Genomic DNA, 24,470 nt, shown 5'->3' on the forward strand with positions numbered 1-24,470 from the left:
GTATTCATTGCAATACTCTTATTACTTTAATCATTAAGGAACCCGTGTGCGTCCAATAAAAACCTTACTCTTTGCCATCAGCCTCAGCCTGCCGCTCGTCGCAGGTCAATTTGCCCAGGCCACCGAATCCTCCATCTATAGCCACAGCGCCACAGTTCAGCCTATTTGGGCCAAGCACGGCATGGTGGCCAGCCAAGAGGCCGTAGCCACTCAAGTCGGGGTCGATATTCTCAAGCAAGGCGGTAATGCGGTCGATGCGGCGGTCGGCGTCGGGTTTGCCCTGGCGGTCACCCTGCCAAGGGCCGGCAACATAGGCGGTGGCGGTTTCATGCTGGTGCATTTGGCCGAGGGCAACAAGACGGTCGCCATCGATTATCGCGAGGTTGCCCCAAAACGCGCCCACAAGGATATCTTCCTTAACGAGCAAGGCGATGCGGTCGCCAAACTCAGCCGCGAACATGGCCTGGCTGTAGGCGTACCCGGCACCGTCATGGGGATGGAACTGGCCCTTAAGAAATATGGCACCATGACCATGGCCCAGGTGATCGAGCCCGCCATTAAGCTTGCCGAGCAAGGCATCACAGTCACCCCGGATCTCGCCACCTCCCTTGTCGGGCTTAAACGTCGCATCTCTCAGTGGCCAAGCTCCAAGGCGATCTTCTATCGCCCAGATGGCAGCAACTTCGAGATAGGTGACACCCTCAGCCAAAAGGCGCTGGCCCACTCACTCAAGCTGATCAAGACGCACGGCAGCAAGGGATTCTATGAGGGCGAAACCGCCGATAAGATAGTCGCCAGCGTCACCCAGGCCGGCGGCATCATGACCCTAGATGATCTTAAAGGCTATCGTGTGGTCGAGCGTCAGCCCGTGCAGGGCGAGTATCGCGGCTACCAGGTGATCTCCATGCCGCCCCCCTCATCCGGTGGCATACACATTATCGAGATGCTCAACATGCTCGAGCCTTATCCCATCGCCAAGTTAGGCCATAATACGGCCGATACCCTGCATTTGATGGCCGAGGTGATGAAACGCGCCTATGCCGATCGCAGCGAATATCTGGGGGATCCCGATTTTGTTGAGGTACCGGTGAAAGCGCTCATCAGTAAAGACTATGCCAAGTCCCGCGCCAAGGGGATCGCCATCAACCGCGTCACCCCAAGCAGCGAAATTGCCCCGGGCAAGCTCGCCGGTTACGAGAGTCCACAGACCACCCACTACTCAGTGGTCGACAAGTGGGGCAATGCGGTGGCTAACACCTATACCCTGAACTTCAGCTATGGCTCGGGCCTGGTGGCCGAAGGCACGGGCATTCTGCTCAACAATGAGATGGACGATTTCTCCGCAAAACCCGGTGTGCCTAACGGCTATGGCCTGATCGGCGGCGATGCCAATGCGGTCGAAGGCGGCAAGCGCCCCCTCAGCTCTATGAGCCCCACCATAGTGATGAAAGATGGCAAGCCCTTCATCGTCACCGGCAGCCCAGGTGGATCACGCATCATCAACACCACACTGCAGATCATCATGAATGTGATCGATCATGGACTCAATATCGCCGAGGCCAGCTACGCCAGCCGTGTGCATCACCAATGGCTGCCAGATGAGCTGAGAGTGGAGAAGAGCCTCAATCGCGACACCATCTCGCTATTGGAAGCCAGAGGTCACAAGGTTAGCGTCAAAGATGCCATGGGCTCGACTCAGTCGATCATGATCACAGATGAGGGCCTGTTTGGCGCCTCAGATCCTCGCCGCGCCGGCAGCGCGACTGCGGGTTACTAGTATCATTCGCAGTAGAATGACCCACAAAAAAGGGAAGCTAAGCTTCCCTTTTTTCTTTACTCAATATTTCTACTCAATGTTTTATCACTTAATGCGCAGACTCTGACGCCAGAACTGCTGTGACAGATGATGGGTCTTGGCCGACAGACGCGCCACCTGACCGCCCCGCTCTGCCGCGGCCTGGGTCTGACTCAGGCTGGCCAATGCTAGCTCGTTGATCAGCTGAATCGACTGGCTGATCTCACTGGCCACCGCCGTCTGCTGGCTCATGGCCGCGGCGTTGGCATCACTCATCTGGTTGATCTTATCGATAGAGGCGCGCAGCTCCTCGAAGGAGGCATCCACCTGCTGGGCCAAGCCTACCGAGTGCTGGGCCTGACGCTGACCCGCCTGCATGGTCTGACTCGCCTTTAAGGTGCTGTCTCTGAACTTGCTGACGATCGCTTCGATATGGCTGGTCGACTCGCTGGTGCGGCTGGAGAGCTGGCGCACCTCATCGGCCACCACGGCGAAACCCCGGCCAGATTCACCGGCGCGGGCCGCCTCGATGGCGGCATTGAGCGCTAACAGGTTGGTCTGCTCGGCGATACCCCGTATCACCTCCAGCACCTCGTTGATCTCCTGACTGTCCTGCTCGATAGAGGCCACCACGGCGGAGAAGTTACTCACCTCCTGATGCAGACCCTTGATGGCCTGAATCACCTCGACCAGCAGCTCATGGCCCTTCTCGGCCGCCTCATGACTCATCGACATCTCTTCGGCCGCATGCTGGATATTCTGGCTCACCTCATTAAAGCTGGCGCTCATCTCCTCCACCGCGGTAGCCGCCTGGCTGGTCTGCTGGCTCTGACTGTCGGCGCGATCCCGGGTATGGCTGATGGTCTCATTCAGACTGACGCTGAGTTCCTGTATCGACTCGGCCGAGTCCGCCATGCGTCCCACGGCGCCGCCGGTTTCAGTCAGCAGATACTGCAAGGCGAAACTGAGTTTACCCAGCTCATCCTGACGACCACAGTACACGGCGGTCGCCAGCGGATCGTCTATGATGCCGCTCGCCTGTTCAACCAGCGCATTAAAGGGCTTGAGGAGCAGAGCGAGTCCGGCTAGTCCCAGGCCCGCCGCCACCAGCAGTGCCAGCAGGGGCGAATAGCCGGCGAGCGCGACGCCGACGCCGAGGCTCAGCAGCAGGACCAAGCCCAAACGCTTACCAAAGCCGAGGCGCGCCGCCTTGAGGGCGCGGGGCTGTTTACCAGCGTTGAGCTCGCCATAGAGGGCCTGGGCGTTATCTATCTGCGCCTGGGTGGCCTTTCTGCGCACCGATTGATATTCGTGTACCTGGCCGCCTTCGAACACAGGAGCCACATAGGCGTTGACCCAGTAGTGATCTCCCGACTTAGCGCGATTCTTCACTATGCCAATCCAAGGCTTGCCCTGCTTGAGGCGACACCACATGGACTCGAAGGCCGCCGGCGGCATATCCGGGTGGCGAACAATATTGTGTGGCTGGCGATAGAGTTCATCCTGGGTAAACTCAGACACCTGAGTGAAGCCAGCATTAGCGTATTTGATCTTGCCCTTAAGGTCTGTGGTCGACAACAAGATAGTGTCGGCGGCAAACACCTTCTCTTTCTGAGTGACAGGTTGGTTATTTTTCATATTATTGTTCTTCTGGGTACAAAGACGTTAGCTATGCTTATCTAACGCAATTAAAAAGTCATTGATAATTATCAACAAAGACTAAATTACCTTAAAAACAGTCAGGTTATTTTGCAAGCTTTAATCGCTGGTGCGCTGCGCCCCGGTCTTAGCCGCTTGCTTAGTCTTTTGCTTAGTCTCTTGCTTAGCCTGCTCGGATAGCTGCTCTGTCGATACGGCCAGCTCGACGAAGGCGGCGGTATACATCTGTAGATTGAGCATAAACTGCGCCTTGGTGATGAATTCGTGCTCGCTATGGCCGGTATATTCAACGCCGGGCATGGCGGGGCCAAAACTTAATGCGTTGGGAAACAGCTTGCTGTTGGTCGAGCCGCCGATGGCCACAGGCCTTGGCGATGGCGTATCGGTAAAGTGACCAAATACCGACAGCAGGGTCTGCAGATGCGGCGCCTTGTCCATCGACTTAGGTTCGCCCCAATAGGTCTCGATCCCCTTAAGCGACACACTTTGCTGCGCCTGCCAGCTCTCCAGCGCCTGATACGTTTCTTGGTCCAGCTGCTCGGGCGTCTTGCCCACGGGGCGCCTCAAGTTAAGCACTATCTCTGTGCCCTGCTCATTTGGCTTCACCAGGGTTGCGGCCAGGGTCATGGGCCCCATAAAATCATCTTCATAGGCGATATCGCCAAACTGCTCGCCATAGAGCCCTAGCCCCACCATCTGCTGGATAAACTGCGCCGTCATCGCCGACTCGCTACGCGCAAAATGAATCCCCTTCAACAGCTCGGCCAGATGGGTCACGGCGTTGACCCCCGCCTCGGGCGTAGAAGAGTGGGTCGACTTGCCCTCGGCAGTGATGGTCAGCAGTCCGTTAACCTGGCCCGCAGATGATGTCTGCTCAAACTGATACTTCATCCCCTGCTGGGCGCTGGCCTTATCCTTAAGCGCAGCGATTGTCTTCTTATCTAGCCCAGAGATCTTGGCCACCGCCTGCTGGGGCACCTGGCTGTCGAAGGCGCCGCCAGAAAAACTATCTAGGCTGGCCATCGCGCCAGAAGCGGCTTTACCATCCTTAGGCATCTTGGCCGTCTTGGGCATCTTAGGAATAGTCAGGCGAATTTCACTCCAGCCCTTCTCGGCGGTCACCACCGGGTACTCGGCGTCTATGGTGATATTGATATCGGCGGGGGTAAATTCGGTCAAAAAGGCCTTAAGCGGCGCCCAGTCCGACTCTTCGGCCAGATAGACCAGCAGCTCGATGCGCCTGTTTAAAGCTAGGCCCTTGTCCTTGATCGCCTTCATGGCATACATGGCGGTGACTATGGGCCCCTTGTCATCTTCGGTGCCGCGACCAATCAAAAAACCTGGCTGTGACTGACTGTCCAGAGTAAAGGGGTCTTGCTGCCAGAAACTGGCATCGGCAGGCTGCACATCGCCGTGGGTGATCACCCCAAGCTTCTGCTCCCCTTCCCCCAGACCGATGAGTACCACATAGCCTTGATCGCTATAATCCAGCCCCAAACTCTGACTCAAAGACTTTAACTGCGCCTTGAAACCGATAAATTCGGGATGGGTCAAGGGGGTCATCCCCTCTGTTTCCACCGTCTTAAAGGGGATCAGGGTCGATAGCGCGGAGATGGTCTCATCGCCATAGGTATTAAGGGCATATTGAGCCACTCGGTCGGCCAGGGCCGAGACCTTAGGCGCGGCTTTTAGAGGGGCATTAGAACTAGTTTGAGCACTAAGCTGTGAATCGGCTTGAGACGTGGCAAAAGTTAAGCCGCTGCACAGCAATAGACTAAGGGCGCTGGCGGCTTTAAGGGAGAGTTTAAGAGTCATCTGTTATTATCATTTTTAACGTTGAATTGACGCATTTTGCCACATTTATGTGCATCTAGGGTGCAAAAACAGCCAACTCAAAACATTTGTTACAAACAAAACACAAAATCGATAGATTTAACCGTCAGAAACCTGATAATGAGCAGTTTAATGTCGCCGCTTAAGCCAATTTAAGCGCAGATATTCGCGGTCAATTTGGCCGCTTAACGAGTCGTGACGCCAGATCGCGGCCTAAAACAAGCCAATCATCGGGGAATTTAACTATGAAGGGATTGACCCTCAAGCCAATCGTGTCGGCCATGGCACTCGCCATCGCCTTAGGCGGCTGTAGCGCCCAGCAAGGTAGCAGCCAGCAAGCGGAAGTCGCACCCAACGTGGTCGCGCAGCGCATCATAGACAACAACGCCAGCAACCCCTTCTTCAAGCCCTACGATACCTTCCTGGGTATGCCAGATTTCGACAAGATCAAACCAGAGCACTACTTGCCAGCCTTCAAGGCGGGTATCGCCCAGCACAAGGCTGAGATCCAGGCCATTATCGATAACCCGGCGGCCCCTACTTTCGCCAATACCATCGAAGCCATGGAATTTGCCGGCGATCTCACCACTAAGGTGGCCAGTGTCTTCTATAACCTGACCAGTGCCGACACCAACGAGCAGCTACAGGCGATCTCTAAAGAGGTCTCGCCTATGTTGTCTGCCGCCGGTGATGACATCCTGCTCAACGACCAGCTGTTCAAGCGCGTCAAGGCCGTATATGACCAGCGCGATAGCCTGGCGCTTAATACCGCCCAGCAGAAGCTACTGGAAGATACCTACAAGTCATTCACTCGCGGCGGCGCTAACCTGAGCGATGCCGACAAGGTTAAACTCAGAGCCCTGAACGAGAAGATCGGCAAGCTGAGCCTGGAATTTGGCGATAACCTACTGGCCGAAACCAACGCCTTCGAGCTGGTTATCGATAACGCCGCCGACCTCAAAGGTCTGCCGCAGGATGTGATCAACACCGCCGCGCAAACAGCCGAGAAGAAGGGTCATCCGGGCAAATGGGTATTCACCACTCAGCGTCCATCTATCACCCCTTTCCTCACCTATGCCGACAACCGCGAGCTGCGTGAGAAGATCTACAAGGGATACGTTGAGCGTGGCAACAATAACAACGCCCACGACAACAAGAAGATCCTGGCTCAGATGGCGGCCCTGCGCGCCGAGCGCGCCCAGCTGATGGGCTATAAGAGTCACGCCCACTTCGTGCTGGAAGAGCGCACCGCCAAGACCCCTGAAAATGTCTACGGTCTGTTAGATAAGGTCTGGCCGGCAGCCCTTGGTCAAGCCAAGGCAGAAGTCGCCGTAATGCAGGAGCTTATCGACGCCGAAGGCGGCAACTTCAAGCTGGCGGCCTGGGACTGGTGGTACTATGCAGACAAGATCCGTGTGGCCAAGTACAGCTTCAACGAGCAGGAAACCCGCCCATATTTCTCGCTGGAAAACACCCTGAAAGGCGTGTTCTACACCGCCAACCGTCTCTACGGCATCACAGTTAAAGAGCGCACCGACCTGCCTAAGTACAACGACGAAGTGCGTACCTGGGAAGTGTATGACAAAGATGGCTCGCTGATGGCGATCTTCATGGGCGACTACTATGTGCGCGACAGCAAGCGTGGTGGCGCCTGGGCCAACGCCTATCGTAAGCAGTACAGAATGCATGGAGTCGAGTCTAAGCCGATTATCGTGAACGTACTCAACTACCCACGTCCGGTAGGCGACGAGCCGGCGCTACTCACCTTCGATGAGGCCAGCACTCTGTTCCACGAATTTGGTCATGCCCTGCACGCCATGTTGTCAGATGTCGAGTATCGCTCACAGGCCGGTACCTCTGTGCCACGTGACTATGTAGAGTTCCCATCACAGGTGATGGAAAACTGGATGACCCAACCAGAAGTATTGGCGCAGTTTGCCAAGCATTACAAGACGGGCGAAGTGATCCCTCAGTCCCTGGTTGAGAAAATTCAGGCGGCCAGCAAGTTCAACCAGGGCTTTGCCACGGTTGAATATATGGCGGCGACCAAGCTGGATCTCGACTGGCACACCCTGAGTGACTTCGAGCCAAAAGATGCGGCCAAGTTTGAAGCCGACTCGCTGAGCAAGATGGGCCTTATCGAGGAGATCGCGCCGCGCTATCGCAGCACCTACTTCTCACACATCTTCTCCGGTGGTTACTCGGCCGGTTACTACAGCTACCTATGGTCTGATATCCTGGGCGCCGATGCCTTCGAGGCCTTTAAAGAGAACGGTATCTTCGACAAGGCAACCGCCGACGCCTTCAGAAACAACGTACTGTCTCAAGGTGGCAGCGAAGATCCTATGCTGCTCTACAAGCAGTTCCGCGGTAAGGAAGCGGGCATCGAGCCGCTGCTTCGCAGTCGTGGCCTGCTCGCCAAGTAAGCTGCATTTGTCAATCGACAAGAAGCACGCTCCGGCGTGCTTTTTTTATCCCATCAAACCGCGAGATTGCACAATTCCCGCGCAACTTGCTCAAGGGTTCACCGATTCATAGCAAGTCGATACAAACTGTCACATAAACAGTCGCTTACTGTCACAGTTTTTACATTTCATCTCTCTATAATTCGCCAGGCGGCACTCGGGATTAAGCAGGCCTAAAATAAGCCTGACCAAGGCCTTGCCGCACAAATGAAGCCCAACTGAAATCAACAGCGGCTTCGGGGTCAAACAATAATTAATAGAGATTGATGGATATGTTTAATAAAAAACTATTAGCCGTGGTTATCGCATCGAGTATCGGACTCACCGCCTGTAGCTGGAACGATGATGATGAGGATACGATCACCTCGGCAAACGTGGAGCTCAGGGTACTGGAAACCACAGATCTGCACACTAACATCATGGACTATGACTACTACCAGTCTAAGGTCGATCCCACCATAGGCCTGGCGCGCACCGCCAGCCTGATCCACGCCGCCCGTAAAGAGGCAGCTAACTTCGTGCTAGTGGATAACGGTGACCTGCTGCAGGGCAGTCCAATGGGCGACTACATGGCCAAGATCGGCCTCAAGGAAGGTGATGTCCATCCAGCCTACAAGGCGATGAACACCTTAGACTATGAGGTGGCCAACATAGGCAACCACGAGTTTAACTATGGCCTGGATTTCCTTGAGAAGGCCCTCAGCGGCGCCGAGTTCCCCTATATCAACGCCAACGTCTACTGCGCGGCCGATGACTGCTGGAATGACATCAAGAAAGGCGACAACCTGTTTACCCCTTACCTGATCAAGGAAAAAGTGGTTATCGACACCCAGGGGCGTGAACACACCATCAAGATAGGTTACATAGGCTTCGTGCCGCCACAGATCATGTTGTGGGACAAGCAGCACCTGACCGGTAAGGTCGAGGCCAAAGACATCATAGAGACCGCCAAGCTGTTCGTGCCTAAGATGAAGGCCGAGGGCGCCGATGTGATCATCGCCATCCCTCACTCTGGCATAGGCTCGACGGAAAACCCTGGCGATGCCATGGCCGAGAACGCCACCTTCGCCCTCACCAATGTCGAAGGCATCGATGCCATCATGTTCGGCCATAGCCACTCTATCTTCCCACACGCTAACTATGCCGATCTGCCCAATACCGATGTGGAGAAGGGTCTGCTCAACGGCGTAGCCGCCGTCATGCCGGGCCGCTGGGGCGACAACTTAGGGGTGGTGGATCTTAAGCTGACCCTCAAAGATGGCGCCTGGTCGGTAACCGATGCCCAGACCGAGGCGCGTCCCATCTATGATGGCGCCAACAAGGTAGCGCTGGTCGATGCCGACAAGGATATTCACGATGCGGTCGAACTTGAGCATCAAGGCACCCTGACCTTCGTTGATCAGCCCATAGGGGTCGCCGCGGCGGATATGTATAGCTTCCTGACTCTGGTACAAGATGATCCTACGGTACAAATCGTCTCGGATGCACAGATTGCCCAGGTGAGCGCCAAGCTACCCGAATCGCTACAGGGGATCCCAGTCCTCTCAGCAGCGGCCCCCTTCAAGGCGGGTGGGCGTCACGCCACCGAGGCCGATGCCTCACAGTTCGTGCAGGTGGATGCCGGCGATCTGACCTTTAAGAACGCCGCCGATCTCTATCTCTACCCTAATACCATGGTGGCGGTGAAGATCACAGGTGTCGAGCTGAAAGACTGGCTCGAATGTAGCGCCAACCAGTTCAATCAGATCGATCCAAGCTCGAGCGAGCCTCAGTCGCTGATCAACTGGAATGGCCATCCGACCTACAACTTCGATGTGATCGACGGCGTAACCTATAAGATAGATGTCACTCAGCCTAGCAAGTTTGACCGTGACTGCGCCGTTATTGCTGGCAACGAGAACGCCCAGCGTATCGTCGATCTGGCCTACACCACGCCAACGGGCGAGGTGTTAACCGGTGATGCGCTAAGCGCCCAGGAGTTTATCGTAGCCTCTAACAACTACCGCGCCTTTGGCGGTAAATTTGCCGGTACGGGCTCAGAGTATGTGGTGATGGAGCTGCCAGACACCAACCGTGAGGCCCTGGCCGCCTATATCACGGCGCAATCCAAGCCAAACGATCAGGGGGGTTATGATGACATGGTCGACCCAAGAGCCGACTACAACTGGGACTTCAAGACCATCAACACTCAGGTGGCGCTAGATATTCGCTTCGAGACTCAGAACAGCGACAAGGCCGACAAGTTCATCAGCGACAACCAGCTGCGCAAGATGGAAAAGCTGGCCGAGCCAGATGCCCTTGGCTTTGCCATCTACCGCATCGATCTGACCAGCGAACCCGTCGCGAAATGATCATTCTGTAATGAGCATCTTAGCTAAATAGCCAAAAGCGCCTGCGGGCGCTTTTTTATTGGCTTGCGAACAGGCGCTGAAATATCGTAGATTGACACTCACTGCCCACAATTAACATGCATTATGTCTCTCAGCCAACTGCCCTTTTCACAATCCTGCGAAAACAACAAAGCGCCTATTCTGGCGGTACTGCAACAGAGCTTTAGGACCACACGGCGAGTGCTTGAAATCGGCAGCGGCACGGGCCAACACGCGGTATTCTTTGCGGCGCACCTGCCCCATCTCACCTGGTGCCCCAGCGATCAGCCGCGATTTATCGAGCCGCTCGAGAAGCGAATCGCCCTGCAAGGCGGCGATAATATCGCTAAGCCCGTTAGCTTAGATGTCACCGCCCCCTGGCCCCTGGCCCAGGGAGAGGTCGACGGCATCTTCAGCGCCAATACGCTGCACATCATGAGTGAGGCCATGGTGACCGATTTCTTCAGGGGGGTTGATCGCCACCTCAGCGAGACTGGCAGCCTCTGCGTCTACGGCCCCTTCAACTACCACAACCAATACACCAGCGACAGCAATCGCCAGTTCGATATCTGGCTCAAGCATCGCAACATCCACAGTGGCATCCGCGACATAGAATGGATAACTGAACTCGCCGAGGCTGCAGGCCTAAGCCTAGAGGCCGACCATGAGATGCCGGCCAACAACCGTTTGCTGCATTTCATGCGATAACGACATCCCCCTGTCGCTTACTCTTTAAATCAGCAAGTGAATGGGCATGAAAAAAGGGCCTTGCGGCCCTTCTTGCTAGATCGAATCTGACTCAATCCTAACTTGCCCATTCGAATCTGGCCGAATCGAATCTGGCCGAATCGAATCTGGCTTAGTCGAAATCGCCGTCTTGTAACTGAGTCAGCAGCTCACAGCTACGCTCCATCTGGTAGCGAATACTCCGGGTCTGAGGCGCCCAGTAACTCATGTAGAATTTCGCCGTCACCAGCTTGTTGGCGTAGAAGGCCTCCTCTTCGCCCGCCACCGTGGCCTGATGAGCCTTGACCGCCATGCGCGCCCACATCCAGCCCAGAGCCACTATACCCAGGATCTGCAGATAACCCATAGAAGCGGCGCCTATGATGTCGGGATTTTTCACCCCATTAGCGACGATATACTGGGTCGCCTTCTCGAGATCTGTAGTGGCCTCCATCAGCGGCATCAGGGAAGGTTTCAGCGCCTCATCCTCGAGATGTTTAGCCAGGAACGGCTTAACCATCTCAGACCAGAGCCCCAGCGCCTCGCCTTTATCCGCAAGCAGCTTACGGCCAACGAGGTCCAGCGCCTGCACGCCGTTGGTACCTTCGTAGATCATGGCGATGCGGCTATCGCGCACAAATTGCTCCATGCCCCACTCGTGAATATACCCATGGCCGCCATAGACCTGCTGGGCATCGACACAGGCCTTAAAGCCTTGATCGGTCACGAAGCCTTTCACCACTGGGGTAAAGAGCGCCGCTAACTTGGCCGAGGTAGTCGCCTTGGCCTTATCCTGATGACGATGGGACTCGTCGAGCCAGAGAGCCTGCTGACCCATCAGGGCTCTAGCACCTTGGTTAAAGGCCTTCTGGGCCATCAACATGCGTCTGACATCGCCATGAACCAAAATCGGGTCGGCCGGTGACTCGCTTGCCTTGACGCCACTTAAGGCGCGCCCCTGCAGACGTTCTCTGGCGTAACTCAGGGCATTTTGATAGGCGATCTCAGAGACCCCGAGCCCCTGCACGCCCACGCCGAGTCTGGCCTCATTCATCATGGTAAACATGGCCCTCAGCCCCTGATGGGGTTCACCCACCAGCTCACCGATGGCGCCGTCAAACACCATGACACAGGTAGAGTTACCGTGGATCCCCATCTTATGCTCAAGGGCACTGGCCTCGACGCCGTTGCGGCAACCTAAGGTGCCATCGTCATTCACCAGATATTTGGGCACGGCAAACAGGGAGATCCCTTTCACGCCATCGGGCGCATCGGGCAGGCGCGCCAGCACCAGGTGCACTATGTTGTCAGCCAGGTCGTGATCGCCAGATGAGATAAAGATCTTCTCGCCGCTGATGGCATAGGTGTCTTCGCCCACCGGCTTAGCCTTGGTGCGCAGCAGCGCCAGATCCGTACCCGCATGGGCCTCTGTCAGGTTCATGGTGCCGGTCCACTCGCCCGAGACCAGCTTCTCGAGGTACTTGGCCTTGAGGGCGTCGCTGCCATGGGCATGGATCGCCGCATAGGCGCCGTGGGTTAAGCCTGGATACATGGCAAAGGCCATGTTGGTCGCCGTCTTCATCTCGGTAGCAAACACCCCGATACATTCGGGAAGACCCTGACCGCCATATTCTGGGTCGCTGGTGAGCGTCGCCCAGCCGTTATCCACGTATTGTTGATAAGCATCTTTAAAGCCTTCGGGGGTGCGCACCTGACCGTCCACCAGCTGGCAACCCTGGGTATCGCCCTGGCTGTTGAGCGGCAGCATGATCTCTGTGGTGAAGTCGGCGACCCCTTGAAGAATGGCGTCAGTCAGCTCGGCGTCGATCTCATCGAATCCCTGAAGGTCATCGCGCCCATAGATGTTAAGTAGCTCGGAGAGAATAAACTGATAGTCGCGCAGTGGAGCTTGATAGATTGGCATTCCTTAATCCTTCTTTTGTCGAAACCCAAAACGAACAGGCGCTAGCCGGGACATTAGCGCTCGCTCAACTATAGTGCTCCGACCACTTTACCCAAATCTGCTCAAAAATACAGCCCTTAAACTCAGCTGTTTTATTTCAATCGTCAAAAAGCCTAAAAACAATCAAGGTCATACTACAGCTTAGCGCGAAAACTCTGTAAGCTAGGTCATCAGCTAAATGACCAGCCCGGCTTAACTCGTGAGGAGCATTTATGGGTTCTGTAACCGTAAAAAAACATCCCCAGGGACTCGAATATGTCGAGGTCGATACCGATCTCTGTCAGGCGCGCATCTTCATGCAAGGCGCCCAGATAGACAGGTTTCAGCCTAAGGGCCAAGCCCCGCTGCTCTGGGTGTCTAGCGCCGACGATTACCAGCCGGGTAGCGGCATTCGTGGCGGCATCCCTGTCTGCTGGCCCTGGTTTGGCATGCATGAGAACCCTCAGTGGCCGCAACACGGTTTTGCCCGTACCCGCCTATGGAATTTAGATTCGGTGCAGATGCTGGATCAGGTCGTGGAGCTCAGATTCAGCCTGACGGTAAGCGATGAAGACAGGCAGTACTGGGCGCATCCGAGCAGGGTCGAGCTCATCTTTACCTTAAGCGATAGCCTAAGCGTCAGCCTGGTCAACACCAACCTGGGTGATGCGCCGTTCAACCTGACCCAGGCGCTGCACACCTACCTCCCTATCGAAGATATTCATCAGCTTAAGGCCAGTGGCTTTAGCGGCGCCCGCTATATCGAATTTGGCGAAGGCCCCTTCGAGCAGGAGGGAGATGAGGTGCACTTTGATCGGGAAACCGACCGTGTCTACACCCAGCTTGGCGACTGCCAGCTACTGCATACCCCACAGGGGATCATAGAGGTGCGCCGTGATAACAGCCGATCGGCGGTGCTGTGGAATCCTTGGATAGAAAAGTCTAAGCGTCTGTCGCGCTTTAACGACCAGGATTATCTCACCATGGTCTGCCTCGAGGCCGCTAATGTATTAGAAGATAGGGTCGAGCTGGCGCCGGGTGAATCCCATACCCTGAGCACTCATATCCGCTGGCAACCTCAGGGCTAAACTTGAGTTTCTGGGCACCAGGTTAATAAGGTACCCTCTTTAGCCAGGTAAACTAGCGATGCATCGAAGCCGTTCTCTCCTATTGGTCATTGGTTTTACTGGCAAGAGCGCTAAAATGGAAAGGTTAGTTTCAATCATTGAGACCTTAAGTAACCAGCGCTAGCAACTTTCGCTAAATAATCAGAGACAGGGACAGATGTCGCGACGCTTTTTTACCTCCCGCAGCATAAAATGGATAGCCGGCGCCATGGCGATGTCCCTACTGCTGTTGCTGCTGCTCCTTGTGCTAGCGGCGAGTCAACTGGAATACCTGGTTAAACGTCTCGCCAATCCCTATCTGGCTGATGCCGGCATCAGCATAGAAGCGCTGCGCTTAAGCTCCAGCGATCTGATGGCGCTTAAGCTGCCCATGGCGCAGCTTAAGGTCGATAATAATCTGGTGAGACTCGACGATCTTCAGCTTACACTCGCCGAAGACTGGTTATCGGCGCCAATGGGTCTCACCCAGATAGACTCGCTTTCGGTGCGGCGCGCCGAGGTGTCACTGAGCCAGGACTATTTCGATAATTTAGGTCGTGAGCAAGCATCAGGCGCCAGCAGCGCCCTCAATCTGGGCGCCCTGCCGCAGATCGCCCTAGGCGAAGTCAGCTTCAACCTGTTAGGCAAACAAGCTAGCTCCTTAAAGACGCAACCCTTGGGCCTCAAGCTGGATTATCTTAACCTGGATAATCAAGGTCAGCTCACCGGCGCCCTCAGCTTCTATCAGGCGCCACTGCTGAGCCTTGCGGCGACACTCGAGAAGACCCGCTGGCGACTCGAGAGTCGCCTCGAATTCGAGCCCCTTGGCCGCCTCATCGGCGAACTTAGTGCGCTCACCTCTGCCGGCCAAAGCGAACCAAAGCCAGACACTTCAGCTAGGCAAAAGGCATCTAACGCTTCAGAGACGTCTGGCGTTTCAGAGGCGCCCGCATTAGTCACGGCCCTGCATGATGTTAATAAGCGTTTAACCGAAATCTTTACCCTAAGTGGCGGTCTCAGCTCCCGCGGCGAATTAGACCTTATCAAGGGCGAACTGCATTCAAGCCATGAATTTGATGGGCTCAAGATTCAGCTAAAACGGTTAGGTGGCCAGCAGCTTTCTCCAGAGCTAAGCATTGCCGTGACTGGCCAGGCGCAAGCTAAACAAGAAAGCGCTAATATCGGTCAGTCCCGTCAAACTCAATCAAGTCATGCACAATCCAATCAGGCTCAGACCAGTCAGGCTCAGTCCAGTCAGGCTCAGTCCAGTCAGGCTCAGTCCAATCAGGCTCAGTCCAATCAGAGCATGATACTTGGACTGAATGGCCCCCTTAACGATCTGCATTTGACGCTGTCGCCTACCTTAGTCACCAGCAGCACATCGCTGGAGCAGCTTGGAGAACTGGCAGGCGAATCTGAGCCGCTCACAGCCCTGCTCACGGCACTTAAGGCCCAGTCTAATGATAAAAAGTCTCTAGATGAGCAAGCACATGATAAGCAGACGCCAGATATGCGAGCTCCAAACAAGCGCTCAGCCGATGAACAAACCACCAAGCTCTCTCTGGAGCTTGGCCAAGAGATGAGTGGTGAAGATGCGCTCGATTTTTCGCTCCAAGATGTAGACTTGCAGCTAGGAGTTCTCACCGCCAAGGTTGAAACTCAAGGCCTGATGCTCGCAGCTAAGCTTGAAAAAGCTAGGCTAGAACACGTTAGCCAGCCAAAGTCAGCCTCAAATCCTGATTCAGATCCTCAGTCAAAGCCAACTTCGGCCTGGCAGCTCACCGGCAACTGGCAACTTGATGCAGTGCTTAAGCAGCCGCTGTGCCTAATCCTGCCGCCCTATCCAGAGACAGGCAACGGCTGTCAGGATCGGCCTAAGAATAAAACCAACATAGACAACCGCCTCACGCTTGCTAAAGCAAACTTGAAACTCGAAGGCGAGCTGGATGCCAGACAAGCAGATGCGACAGATGATGCGACAAATGATTCGCAAAAAAATAGCACTCTCAATCTAACCCTGGCGGGCGAGCTGAACCTAGCGCAACCCGAATTTAATCACAGAGACCTTAAGGTGGGCGCTAGCCAAATCGCCACAGAAATTCCGGCGCCTCTTAATCTCAGCCTCGAGACTGGGCCAGAACTTAAGCTAAACCTCGATTGGCAAGGGCTAAACGTCGCGATCGATGGGCATCATCTAAGCTGGCCAGCGATGCAGGAGATGGCTAACAAAGAGCCAAAAGCACAGCTAACCAGCGAACAGACCCGCACGAGTTTTGGCGCAGGTCATTTTACCTTTAGCCCAGGTAAGCCTCTTCTGGCCGAGTTAGCGAGCTTTATGAGTGTCACTCGCTCCCCTCATCTGACGCTGCCACAGGCCTCAATGGGTGAGATCTCCATAACAGACACCTCAATGACAGGCGCCTCAAAAACAGAGAAAGCAGCAAAGCCGCTGGAGCGTGAACTTACCGCCAGTGAATTTGTACTCGAAGCCGCGCAGCCACTGCGCCTCGATGCGCAAGCACTGGTGATCCCGCCCGTCGGCTTAAAGGTTATTGCGCTGGCCGCCAGCGAACAGAAAGCCGTTAAGGGAAAGGGCCAAGAACAGGCTCAAGCTCAGGTTAAAACCACTCAAGTTAAAACAACTCAAGTTAGAACCACTCGGGTCAACCTGGATGAGTTAAGCCTTGCCACCCAAACCATAGCGCTAACGCCAGGAGCCACCAAGGCTGGGACAGAAGCGGAAAACAAAGCGGTGACACTATCACAGTCGACGCTATCACTGTCGCCAGATGCCCTGTTAGCCTTCCCCTGGCAGAGTGAGGTGAACTACCAGCTGACCAATCTTAAGGTGAGCGAGGAGAGTGTTCGCCTCAATAAATTGCGCCGCAAGACGCTGCTTAAGCTCCCTAACGCCAGCCTGAGTCAGTCGCTGCTTTGGCAAGGTTCCCTGCAAACTTCAGGCAGCTCAGGCACTAAGTCCTATTCAGAGCCTGTAGCTGAGCCATCAAAAATTTTGATCCAATCAGCCGGCGATTTGAGTGGGCACTACGGGCTGACAACCAAAGAAGAGTGGAACCTGGATGGCCTGCCATTTTACAGCGAGCATCTTCTTGCGCTGACTCATTCACTTAAGCCAAGCCTGCTTACCGGAGAGTTCACACTAGCAAGTGATGCCAACGAGCTGATGAAGCGTTTATCTCGAATGCAGGGCGCAAGCCTGGAAAATCCCTTAATTGGCGATATCAATCTCACCAGCCAGCATAACCTCAAATGGCATGGCGATAAGATGGACTTTGCCTTTGCCTTGACCCCAGAGGTTAAGCTCAGCGAGGGTAGCTATAACGCCCTGCCGTTCGAGCAGGCAGAGTTTATTGGCCAATGCCAGTTAGATGGTGTCAAAGCGCCTCACTCTCAAACGGCAAAGCTTGCCTGTGAGCCGCTGTCACTCAAGGTCGCCGCCTTCAATCCAGGGGTGTTGATCACCGACATAAACGCCCACGCCAGGCTAGAGTTAGATCTGACCCAGGGAGAAACGGAAGCTGCACTCGGTGCTCAAACAGGTGCTGAATTGGCGCTCAGCGGCGCCGATGTCAAGCTCGATGCCAGGGCCAACACCTTGGGGGGCGAGATCTTACTGCCCATCTTTAACCTTAACCTCGGCGCCCCCTCCTCCGCCTATCTGGTACTGCAGGGGCTGGATCTCGAGCAGCTGCTCGCCGCCCAGCCCCAAACCGGCATCTATGCCGACGGCATCTTCGACGGCGTGCTGCCGGTGCAACTGGAGCATGGTCAGGTAAGCATCACCAATGGGCAGCTCGCGGCGCGCGCCCCCGGTGGCCTCATCAAGGTGGATGACAATCCGGCCGTGCTGCAGATGCGCCTGTCGCAGCCCTATCTCGATTTCGCCTTTTCGGCGCTGGAGGAGCTGCACTACACCCAGCTATCCAGCAGTTTCGACATGGCCCCCAACGGCGATGCCCTGCTAAAGGTTCAGGTGAAAGGCCGGGCCAAAGATATTGAACGTCCTATCCATTTAAACTACGCTCAGGAAGAAAATATGTTGCAGTTACTCAAGAGTTTACAAATCGGTGATAGACTGCAGACTGAAATCGAGCGGGCCATGGCCAACTAATTTCGCACAAGCATCGACATAAGAGTCATAGCCAGCGACAAATGCAAACGTTCAGCCTATGGTCATCTTAGGGATCTACACTAAGACCATAGCCAATAGAATTTTCAACCAGATTAAGGAAGCACTGTGAAGAAATTGCTAACCTTGCCGACGATAACCCTGAGCCTGGCTGCCCTGCTGCTCATGGGCGGCTGCACGCCAACGGTCAAGATAGAGCCACCTGAGAAGCCTATCGTTATCAACCTTAACGTTAAGATTGAACATGAGATCAAGATTAAGGTGGATAAAGAGCTCGATGAGCTGATCAACAACGATGAACTCTTCTAATCAAGGTATAAGGTGATCCCAATGAAAAGCAAAATACTCCTCCTCATGGCCGGACTTCTTCTCAGCCTCAATGCCTTCGCCATCTCGTTGCAAGACGCCAAGGCGCAAGGGTTAGTGGGCGAACAGGTCAACGGCTATCTAGGTGTGGTGGTCAGCAATAGTGAAGCCAGCGCCCTGGCCAAGTCGGTCAACGCCAAGCGTAAGGCGCACTACGAAAAGATCGCCCGCAAGAACCAGATCAGCGTAGATGATGTGGCCAAGCTAGCCGCCGAGAAGGCGATAGCGGCCACCGCCAAGGGCCATTACATTCAGACTCCCCAAGGAAAATGGGTCAAGAAATAAATGGTCAAAGAATAGATGGGGTAAAAATAGATGGGCAAAAAGTCGCCGTTGATAGTCCTGGCTGCTAGTTCCCCTCAATTTATGATGAGTGCCTAACCAATAAGCGACGCCTAATGCGTCGCTTATTGGTTTCTTTAACTCTCATTTATCTAACCGACTAACCACCTACTCTCACAGTGGCTCATTCAACTAAAAAAACTAGATGGCGTGAGCGCTTTGGGGTTTAACCACCAAGAGATCGCACTGGATCCTGTCTATCACCTGCTCCCCCACATGACCGCACATGTTGGAAAACATGCTGCCATTGCCGGTATCGCCGACGATCACCAGCTCAGAGTCCACCTCCTTGGCTAAGGACTCGATGGCATCTTCCGGCAGTGACTTGGCCAGATGAAGATGATGATTACTCACCGCCGCCCCCTTTGGCTGCAGGTGATAGCGGCTGGAATAACTGGACATCTTCTGCAGGTGGTAGTTCTCATCATTGGCAGGGGCCAGCGCCTGATGGAAGGAGATGCTTGGCGTCTCGCCATAGTAGCAATCGATAAGATGACAATCCCCAGCCAGCAGCTGAGAGAAATGCTCAGAGGTCTGCAGCACGGCGTCATTGAGCGCCCTATGGGTAACATCATCGGCGCAGGGCTCAACCAGGGAAAGAATGTGCCCGCCGGGTTGCCACAGATGGTCCTTAACCACCACCACGGGGCGGGAAGACTCGCGGATCAGCCGCACATCCAGCGGTTTGATGGTCAGCCAGTTCCATAGCTTATGGCGCGAGGCGGCCAAGATCACCGCATCCACCTTGAAGTCGTCGCAAAACTGCAGCACATCGTCGCTGCTATGACAGGCGATAGACGCCTTGGAGATAGAGAGCCCCGATTGGGCGGCCTGACTGATAAAGGCATTTAAGCAGCTCAGCTTACGCTCCTTGGTCAGGGGTTGGGTCTGCCCCTCGTTGCCATCGGCCTCGAAGGTGTCCACCAGACGATTGACGAAATGGCTGTGCTCTAACATCATCACTATGATTGCCGCGTGGGTTTTACTGGCCAGATACACGGCTCGGGAAACGGCCTTTAAACTGAAATCGTGTTCATCTACAACCACTAAAAGTCTCTGATAGCTATCCATAACTTTGCTCTCACCTAGGATTCGCACCTAATTGTAGCTCAAGCCAGAGGCGCCAAAATGGCGCTAGCCCTTTATTGGCGTGGGTTTGCGGCAACTTTATGATAATAGAAATGATTATTGTTAAGAACATTTTTAGCTAACCTAGCCCCAATGCAAACCTTTAGCTATTAGCTGAGCGCAAAATGGCTTTTTAACCATTAAAATCACCAGATTACATAGAATTTGATATATATTAAGCATAAAAAAGGCCACCCTAGGGCGGCCTTTTCAAACTGTATTAGCTAAACATTAGAAGTTTAACTTAGCCTTACCCTTGAGGCCGTCGTTATCCTCAACGGTCAGCTTCACCTTACTGGCGCGGTGACCCAAGCTGATGGCCACAGGGCCCGTCTGCTTGCCGCCATTGTTAAACTTCCACGACTGCGACACTATCTCACCGTCAGTGTCATAGCTTAGCGAGACAAACAGATGCATAAACCAGAGATCCAGATGCTCGATAACGGCAACAGGCTTTTGCTGCTTCACCTGTACCTTCACCACCTGAGTCACGCTATGGCTCAAACCATCGTTGTCGGTTACCGTCAGGGTCACTGGGTACTCACCGGCCTTGGCATAGCGATAGCTTAGCTGCTGGCCGCTGGCGGTCTCACCATTGCCAAGATCCCATTGATAATCGACAATCTCGCCATCTTCATCCGTGGCGCTGCTCACCAGGCTCAGGGTGCGGCCCTGCAGCTCATAGCTAAAGCTGGCAACTGGCGCTATGGTCTCACGCTCTAGTAGCAGGGAGATCACCACAGGGTCATGGTCCGAAGAGCGATAGGCATCGCTGCTGTAGAGGGACTCAATCTGACCGGCAGACTTAAACTCTTCGTTGTAGTCCAGCAGTCTTGGCTCGTCGGTATTGATATGCCACTCGGTCACATCGACAACCCTGTCGGCCAACTGGGTATTGGCCAGTGCATGATCCAGTTGCCCCGTCTCACCGGAGAAGACATAGGAGTATGCTCCCGACTTGCCCAGATGGTCGAACAGCTCGAGGTATCCTGCGCCACGTAGTGCATCGATTGGATCTTCTTTGGCATAGGCGTTCATGTCACCAATCACCAGGGTCGGCAGCTCACCATACTCGCTGGCCAGCCAAGCCCCCAGGGCGGTCGCCGCACGGGTACGAGTCAGGTTACAGTTACCCTGACCGTCGTTGAGATCTGGGTCGCCCAGACTGACACAATCACTGCCCTTAGACTTAAGATGGTTCACCGCCACCACAAGTTGTTGCTCTTCACCCAAGACCTCGAAGGCCTGGGTCAGACTCGGACGATTCTTACCATCGTTAAACAGCACCTCACCCTGCTCATCCAGCGGCGAGTTGGCGCTAGACAGCACCTTGGCCGCGCCCACGGGCGTGACGCGATCGCTACGATACAGCATGCCCACGGTAATGGCGTCAGTACCTATGGTTGGCGTTGGCGCCGAGATAAACTGGTATCTTGCCTCACCCACCGCCTGGTTCAGACCGCTAACCAGGTCATTGATGGCCGACTCAGTACCAAAGCCGTCGTTTTCTATCTCCATCAGGCCGAAGATATCGGCGTCTATGCTCACCATGGCACTGATGATCTTGGCGCGCTGACGGGCAAACTCGCTCGGCGTGTCGGCGCCGCGATCCGTCGGGAAGCCGCCGCCCAGGCCATCGCCGTTAAAGTAGTTCAGCACGTTGAAGCTGGCGACCTTGAGGTTACCGCCGGCGACCAGGGCTGGCTCGCTGCTTCTTGGGTTGGTCGCCACGAAATTAACCGTATCGATTGGCATCAGACGGTACTTGCCAAAGCCATAGTGCATCACGGCGTGAAGCTCGGTAATTGAGTCGCCCACACGCACAGTATTATCGGCGCTCAGGCCAGGCGCTGGATAACGCACAGGATCTGGGTTTTGCGAGGTTAATCCATCGTCCAGCAGCACTGAGTCTAAGGCGTTGGCCTGACTCACCGCCAGCGCCTCGCTGCCAGGCTCGGCCACCTGAGTCCCGATGAAGTGACGCTTGCTACCAAGCAGGATCTCGCCGTAGCGTCCTAAGTTATAGACCTCGTTCACCACCAGGTTCTGGGTAAAGTGTACGCGCATGCCTTCGACCGCTTCCAGGTCGCTGCTCTGAGCCAGCGGCAGGCTCACCTCGGCGGCGCTCGGCAACTCTTGATCGCTGTCACACAAGGCGTGCTCGCTGACATTGGTCAGCTCGGTCAGGCCGTTGTACTCCTTGACCGTGGCAGTCAGACGCACGCGATCGCCCGCCTGATAACCCAGCGAACCACCGGTATAAACGAAGACCCCCTCAGAGGTCTTGATGTCAGCGTCAGCCTCGGCATCGGCCATCTGCAGGAACAGCCCCTTGAGGCCGGCTTCCTGGTTGCTGGTGACGATCGCCTCGACCGTTACACTCTGACCATTGAGCGGGCTGATATCGCCACTGCCCTGGAGTTCTGAGATCTTGATGGCCGGATCATGACAGACCAGACTCACCGGCGGCTCGGTCGGATCCGTCGGATCGGTTGGGTCTGTCGGTCCCTGACCGGCAAACTGGCCGAGATCGCTAAAATCATCCTGTGCATGCCCTGTCCAGGTGGCCAGGGTCACGGCATCATCGAGCTGAGTATCGGCGATCAGTTGGTTAGGATCCCGGCGCAGGGTGTTATTCTGGGTCGACAGATCGCCGCTACCCCACTCAGACCCCGGATCTGTACCCAACTGGCCAAGGCTGTCGATAACCTGGCCCTGCTTGCGCAGTACTAAGGTGTCGTCACCATTGAAGAAACTGGCCGTGCTTAGCTGGTCGGCGACCGCTAAGATCTCACCGGCGGCATCGTTGTCGGCCAGCACATAGGTCTTGCCGGCGGCCAGGCTACCGGTAAGGGCTATAGTAGAGCCAGCACTGGTGCTGCCATTAAAATAGAACTCGAGTTGATATTGACTTAAATCGATGGCGGCGCCGGTGGGATTGTAGAATTCGACGGCCTTGTTGTTGCTGCTGCCTTCTACATACTCTGAGATGATCAGATCGTCTGCGGCCTGGGCAAAGGTGGAGACACCACCAATCGCCAAGGCAAGCGCGCTTGCTTTGGTAAACATATTAACCCCTAAAATTATCCATTAACCTAGTGTTTAACTAGTGCTGTGCTAGACAGTATCCGAGTCTTATCGCTCAAATTACTGCGGTGCTGATCCTTCGACCAGCGCACACTATAAATCAGCTTAGTGACAAAGAGGTTACAAATTTTACATAAAGTTAATGCATTAGGTGTTAAGCACAATTGACAGCTTAGAGGCGATTTTGCAGCACAATCCTCTTCAATGAGCGGTTCGATGAAGTCATTCAATAGAGGCTTACTGAGGTAGACGGATTTAGAATCTGACGTGAAGAAGTACGAATAGGTTTTTGAAATAAAGCTAAAAAGAGATGTTAGAAGCGAAAGCCAGACCCAAGGCTATACGCCCAGGCCCGGCTAAAAACAAGCTAATACTTTAGATAGCTTATTGTTGAATGTACTGATTGTTAAAAGTGCTTAGTTATCCTGCCAGATCATCACCTTGGCCGGCTCGCCGCCCTTGCGGGTCGCGCGGTACATGCCTTCGGTGTTAAATGGGGTGGCGATGTTGCCGCGCTGATCGATGGCAATCACCCCGCCGGTACCACCTGCGGTGATCAGGCGCTGATTGATCACCTCATCTGCCGCCTGCAGAATCGATTTTTGTTGATATTTCACCTTGGCGCAGATATCCCCCGCCACATGGTAGCGAATGAAATACTCGCCATGACCGGTGGCCGACACGGCGCACACCTGATTTTCGGCGTAGGTGCCGGCGCCGATCACCGGCGAATCACCGATACGGCCGAAACGCTTGACCGTCATGCCGCCGGTCGAGGTGCCGGCCGCCAGGTTGCCTTGCTTATCCAGCGCCACGGCGCCCACGGTGCCAAATTTGTAATCCAGATCCAGATAGTTAACCGAAGCTTGATAGTCTGGCTTACCCGCCTCCTTGCTCTCGGCCGCTTTCAGCTTGGCCTTAGCACCGATAAGCTGCTGATAACGGCTGTCGGTATCAAAATAGGTCACAGGAACCAGGCTAAAGTCCTGACTCAGGGCGAATTCCTCCGCTCCCTGGCCCGATAGCATCACGTGGGGCGACTTGTCCATCACGGCGCGCGCCAGATTGATCGGGTTCTTGATATGCTTCACCCCGGCCACGGCGCCGGCGTTGAGGCTGCGACCATCCATGATGGAGGCGTCCATCTCATGGGTGCCGTCATAGGTGTAAACCGCGCCTTTACCCGCATTAAACAGCGGACTGTCTTCGAGAATATTGATGGCAGTAGTCACCGCCGTCAGGCTATCGCCCCCCTTCTCCAGCACCTTATAGCCGGCATCCACCGCCTCTTTTAACTTGTCGCGGTAGGCTTGCTGCTGCGCCTCGGTCAGATTGGCCTTAGAGATAGTGCCGGCGCCGCCATGGATAGCGATGGAAAATGGCTGGGTTTCGGCCAGAGTGCTAGTGCTGATCAACAGGCCCATCAGGCCGGCGAGTAGGGAGGGGGTAATAGTGCTTCTCACGGTAGGCTTCCTCGTTATTGTTTGCCTTCTTTGTACCGA

At 54.9% G+C, this 24,470-nt stretch carries 14 protein-coding genes; 8 read left to right on the forward strand and 6 right to left on the reverse strand.

Features of this window, described 5'->3' with window-relative positions; all coding sequences use genetic code 11:
* The first annotated feature begins 46 nt into the window (after positions 1 to 46).
* The gene (ggt, locus tag K0H80_RS11000) at positions 47 to 1,777 is read left to right on the forward strand and encodes a gamma-glutamyltransferase (protein ID WP_220071592.1); all 1,731 of its coding nucleotides are present in this window, start codon (positions 47 to 49) and stop codon (positions 1,775 to 1,777) included.
* Between the two features lie 84 nt (positions 1,778 to 1,861).
* Here the strand turns inward: ggt and K0H80_RS11005 are convergent, their stop codons facing one another.
* Positions 1,862 to 3,433, reverse strand: coding sequence for a methyl-accepting chemotaxis protein (locus K0H80_RS11005; protein ID WP_220071593.1), 1,572 nt, complete (start codon positions 3,431 to 3,433; stop codon positions 1,862 to 1,864).
* Between the two features lie 120 nt (positions 3,434 to 3,553).
* Entirely contained in the window at positions 3,554 to 5,269 is a 1,716-nt protein-coding gene (locus K0H80_RS11010) for a dipeptidase (RefSeq protein WP_220071594.1), read from the reverse strand.
* Between the two features lie 263 nt (positions 5,270 to 5,532).
* Here K0H80_RS11010 and K0H80_RS11015 point away from each other — a divergent pair, with 263 nt between their 5' ends.
* From K0H80_RS11015 to K0H80_RS11025, 3 genes are all read left to right on the forward strand, one after another.
* Positions 5,533 to 7,713, forward strand: coding sequence for a M3 family metallopeptidase (locus K0H80_RS11015; protein ID WP_220071595.1), 2,181 nt, complete (start codon positions 5,533 to 5,535; stop codon positions 7,711 to 7,713).
* A 311-nt stretch (positions 7,714 to 8,024) separates the two neighbouring features.
* Positions 8,025 to 10,103, forward strand: a complete 2,079-nt coding sequence (locus K0H80_RS11020; RefSeq protein ID WP_220071596.1) for a bifunctional 2',3'-cyclic-nucleotide 2'-phosphodiesterase/3'-nucleotidase — start codon at positions 8,025 to 8,027, stop codon at positions 10,101 to 10,103.
* A 123-nt stretch (positions 10,104 to 10,226) separates the two neighbouring features.
* Positions 10,227 to 10,829, forward strand: a complete 603-nt coding sequence (locus K0H80_RS11025; RefSeq protein ID WP_220071597.1) for a DUF938 domain-containing protein — start codon at positions 10,227 to 10,229, stop codon at positions 10,827 to 10,829.
* A 151-nt stretch (positions 10,830 to 10,980) separates the two neighbouring features.
* Here K0H80_RS11025 and K0H80_RS11030 read toward each other — a convergent pair whose 3' ends face one another.
* Entirely contained in the window at positions 10,981 to 12,771 is a 1,791-nt protein-coding gene (locus K0H80_RS11030) for an acyl-CoA dehydrogenase C-terminal domain-containing protein (protein WP_220071598.1), read from the reverse strand.
* A gap of 251 nt (positions 12,772 to 13,022) precedes the next feature.
* On the opposite strand from K0H80_RS11030, the gene K0H80_RS11035 reads away from it, so the two are divergent.
* The 4 genes from K0H80_RS11035 (at position 13,023) to K0H80_RS11050 (ending at position 18,696) form a co-directional block, all read left to right on the forward strand.
* A complete protein-coding gene (locus tag K0H80_RS11035) occupies positions 13,023 to 13,877 on the forward strand; it encodes a D-hexose-6-phosphate mutarotase (protein ID WP_220071599.1) in 855 nt (284 codons plus the stop codon).
* A 196-nt stretch (positions 13,878 to 14,073) separates the two neighbouring features.
* Positions 14,074 to 18,027 carry an intermembrane phospholipid transport YdbH family protein gene (locus tag K0H80_RS11040; protein WP_220071600.1) on the forward strand — a complete coding sequence of 1,318 codons (3,954 nt, stop codon included), beginning with the start codon at positions 14,074 to 14,076 and terminating at the stop codon, positions 18,025 to 18,027.
* Positions 18,028 to 18,210: 183 nt separating this feature from the next.
* The gene (locus K0H80_RS11045; RefSeq protein WP_160290154.1) at positions 18,211 to 18,354 is read left to right on the forward strand and encodes a YnbE family lipoprotein; all 144 of its coding nucleotides are present in this window, start codon (positions 18,211 to 18,213) and stop codon (positions 18,352 to 18,354) included.
* 21 nt (positions 18,355 to 18,375) lie between these two features.
* The gene (locus K0H80_RS11050; protein ID WP_220042610.1) at positions 18,376 to 18,696 is read left to right on the forward strand and encodes a YdbL family probable chaperone protein; all 321 of its coding nucleotides are present in this window, start codon (positions 18,376 to 18,378) and stop codon (positions 18,694 to 18,696) included.
* A 198-nt stretch (positions 18,697 to 18,894) separates the two neighbouring features.
* Here K0H80_RS11050 and K0H80_RS11055 read toward each other — a convergent pair whose 3' ends face one another.
* The 3 genes from K0H80_RS11055 to K0H80_RS11065 form a co-directional block, all read right to left on the reverse strand.
* Positions 18,895 to 19,824 carry a universal stress protein gene (locus K0H80_RS11055; RefSeq protein WP_011865967.1) on the reverse strand — a complete coding sequence of 310 codons (930 nt, stop codon included), beginning with the start codon at positions 19,822 to 19,824 and terminating at the stop codon, positions 18,895 to 18,897.
* Positions 19,825 to 20,112: 288 nt separating this feature from the next.
* Positions 20,113 to 22,950: an ExeM/NucH family extracellular endonuclease gene (locus K0H80_RS11060; RefSeq protein WP_220071601.1), complete on the reverse strand. Its 2,838-nt coding sequence runs from the start codon at positions 22,948 to 22,950 to the stop codon at positions 20,113 to 20,115.
* 434 nt (positions 22,951 to 23,384) lie between these two features.
* Positions 23,385 to 24,392, reverse strand: coding sequence for an isoaspartyl peptidase/L-asparaginase family protein (locus K0H80_RS11065; protein ID WP_220073964.1), 1,008 nt, complete (start codon positions 24,390 to 24,392; stop codon positions 23,385 to 23,387).
* Positions 24,393 to 24,470 lie beyond the last annotated feature (78 nt).

Source organism: Shewanella aegiceratis, from assembly GCF_019457495.1.
Taxonomy (GTDB): Bacteria; Pseudomonadota; Gammaproteobacteria; order Enterobacterales; family Shewanellaceae; genus Shewanella; species Shewanella loihica.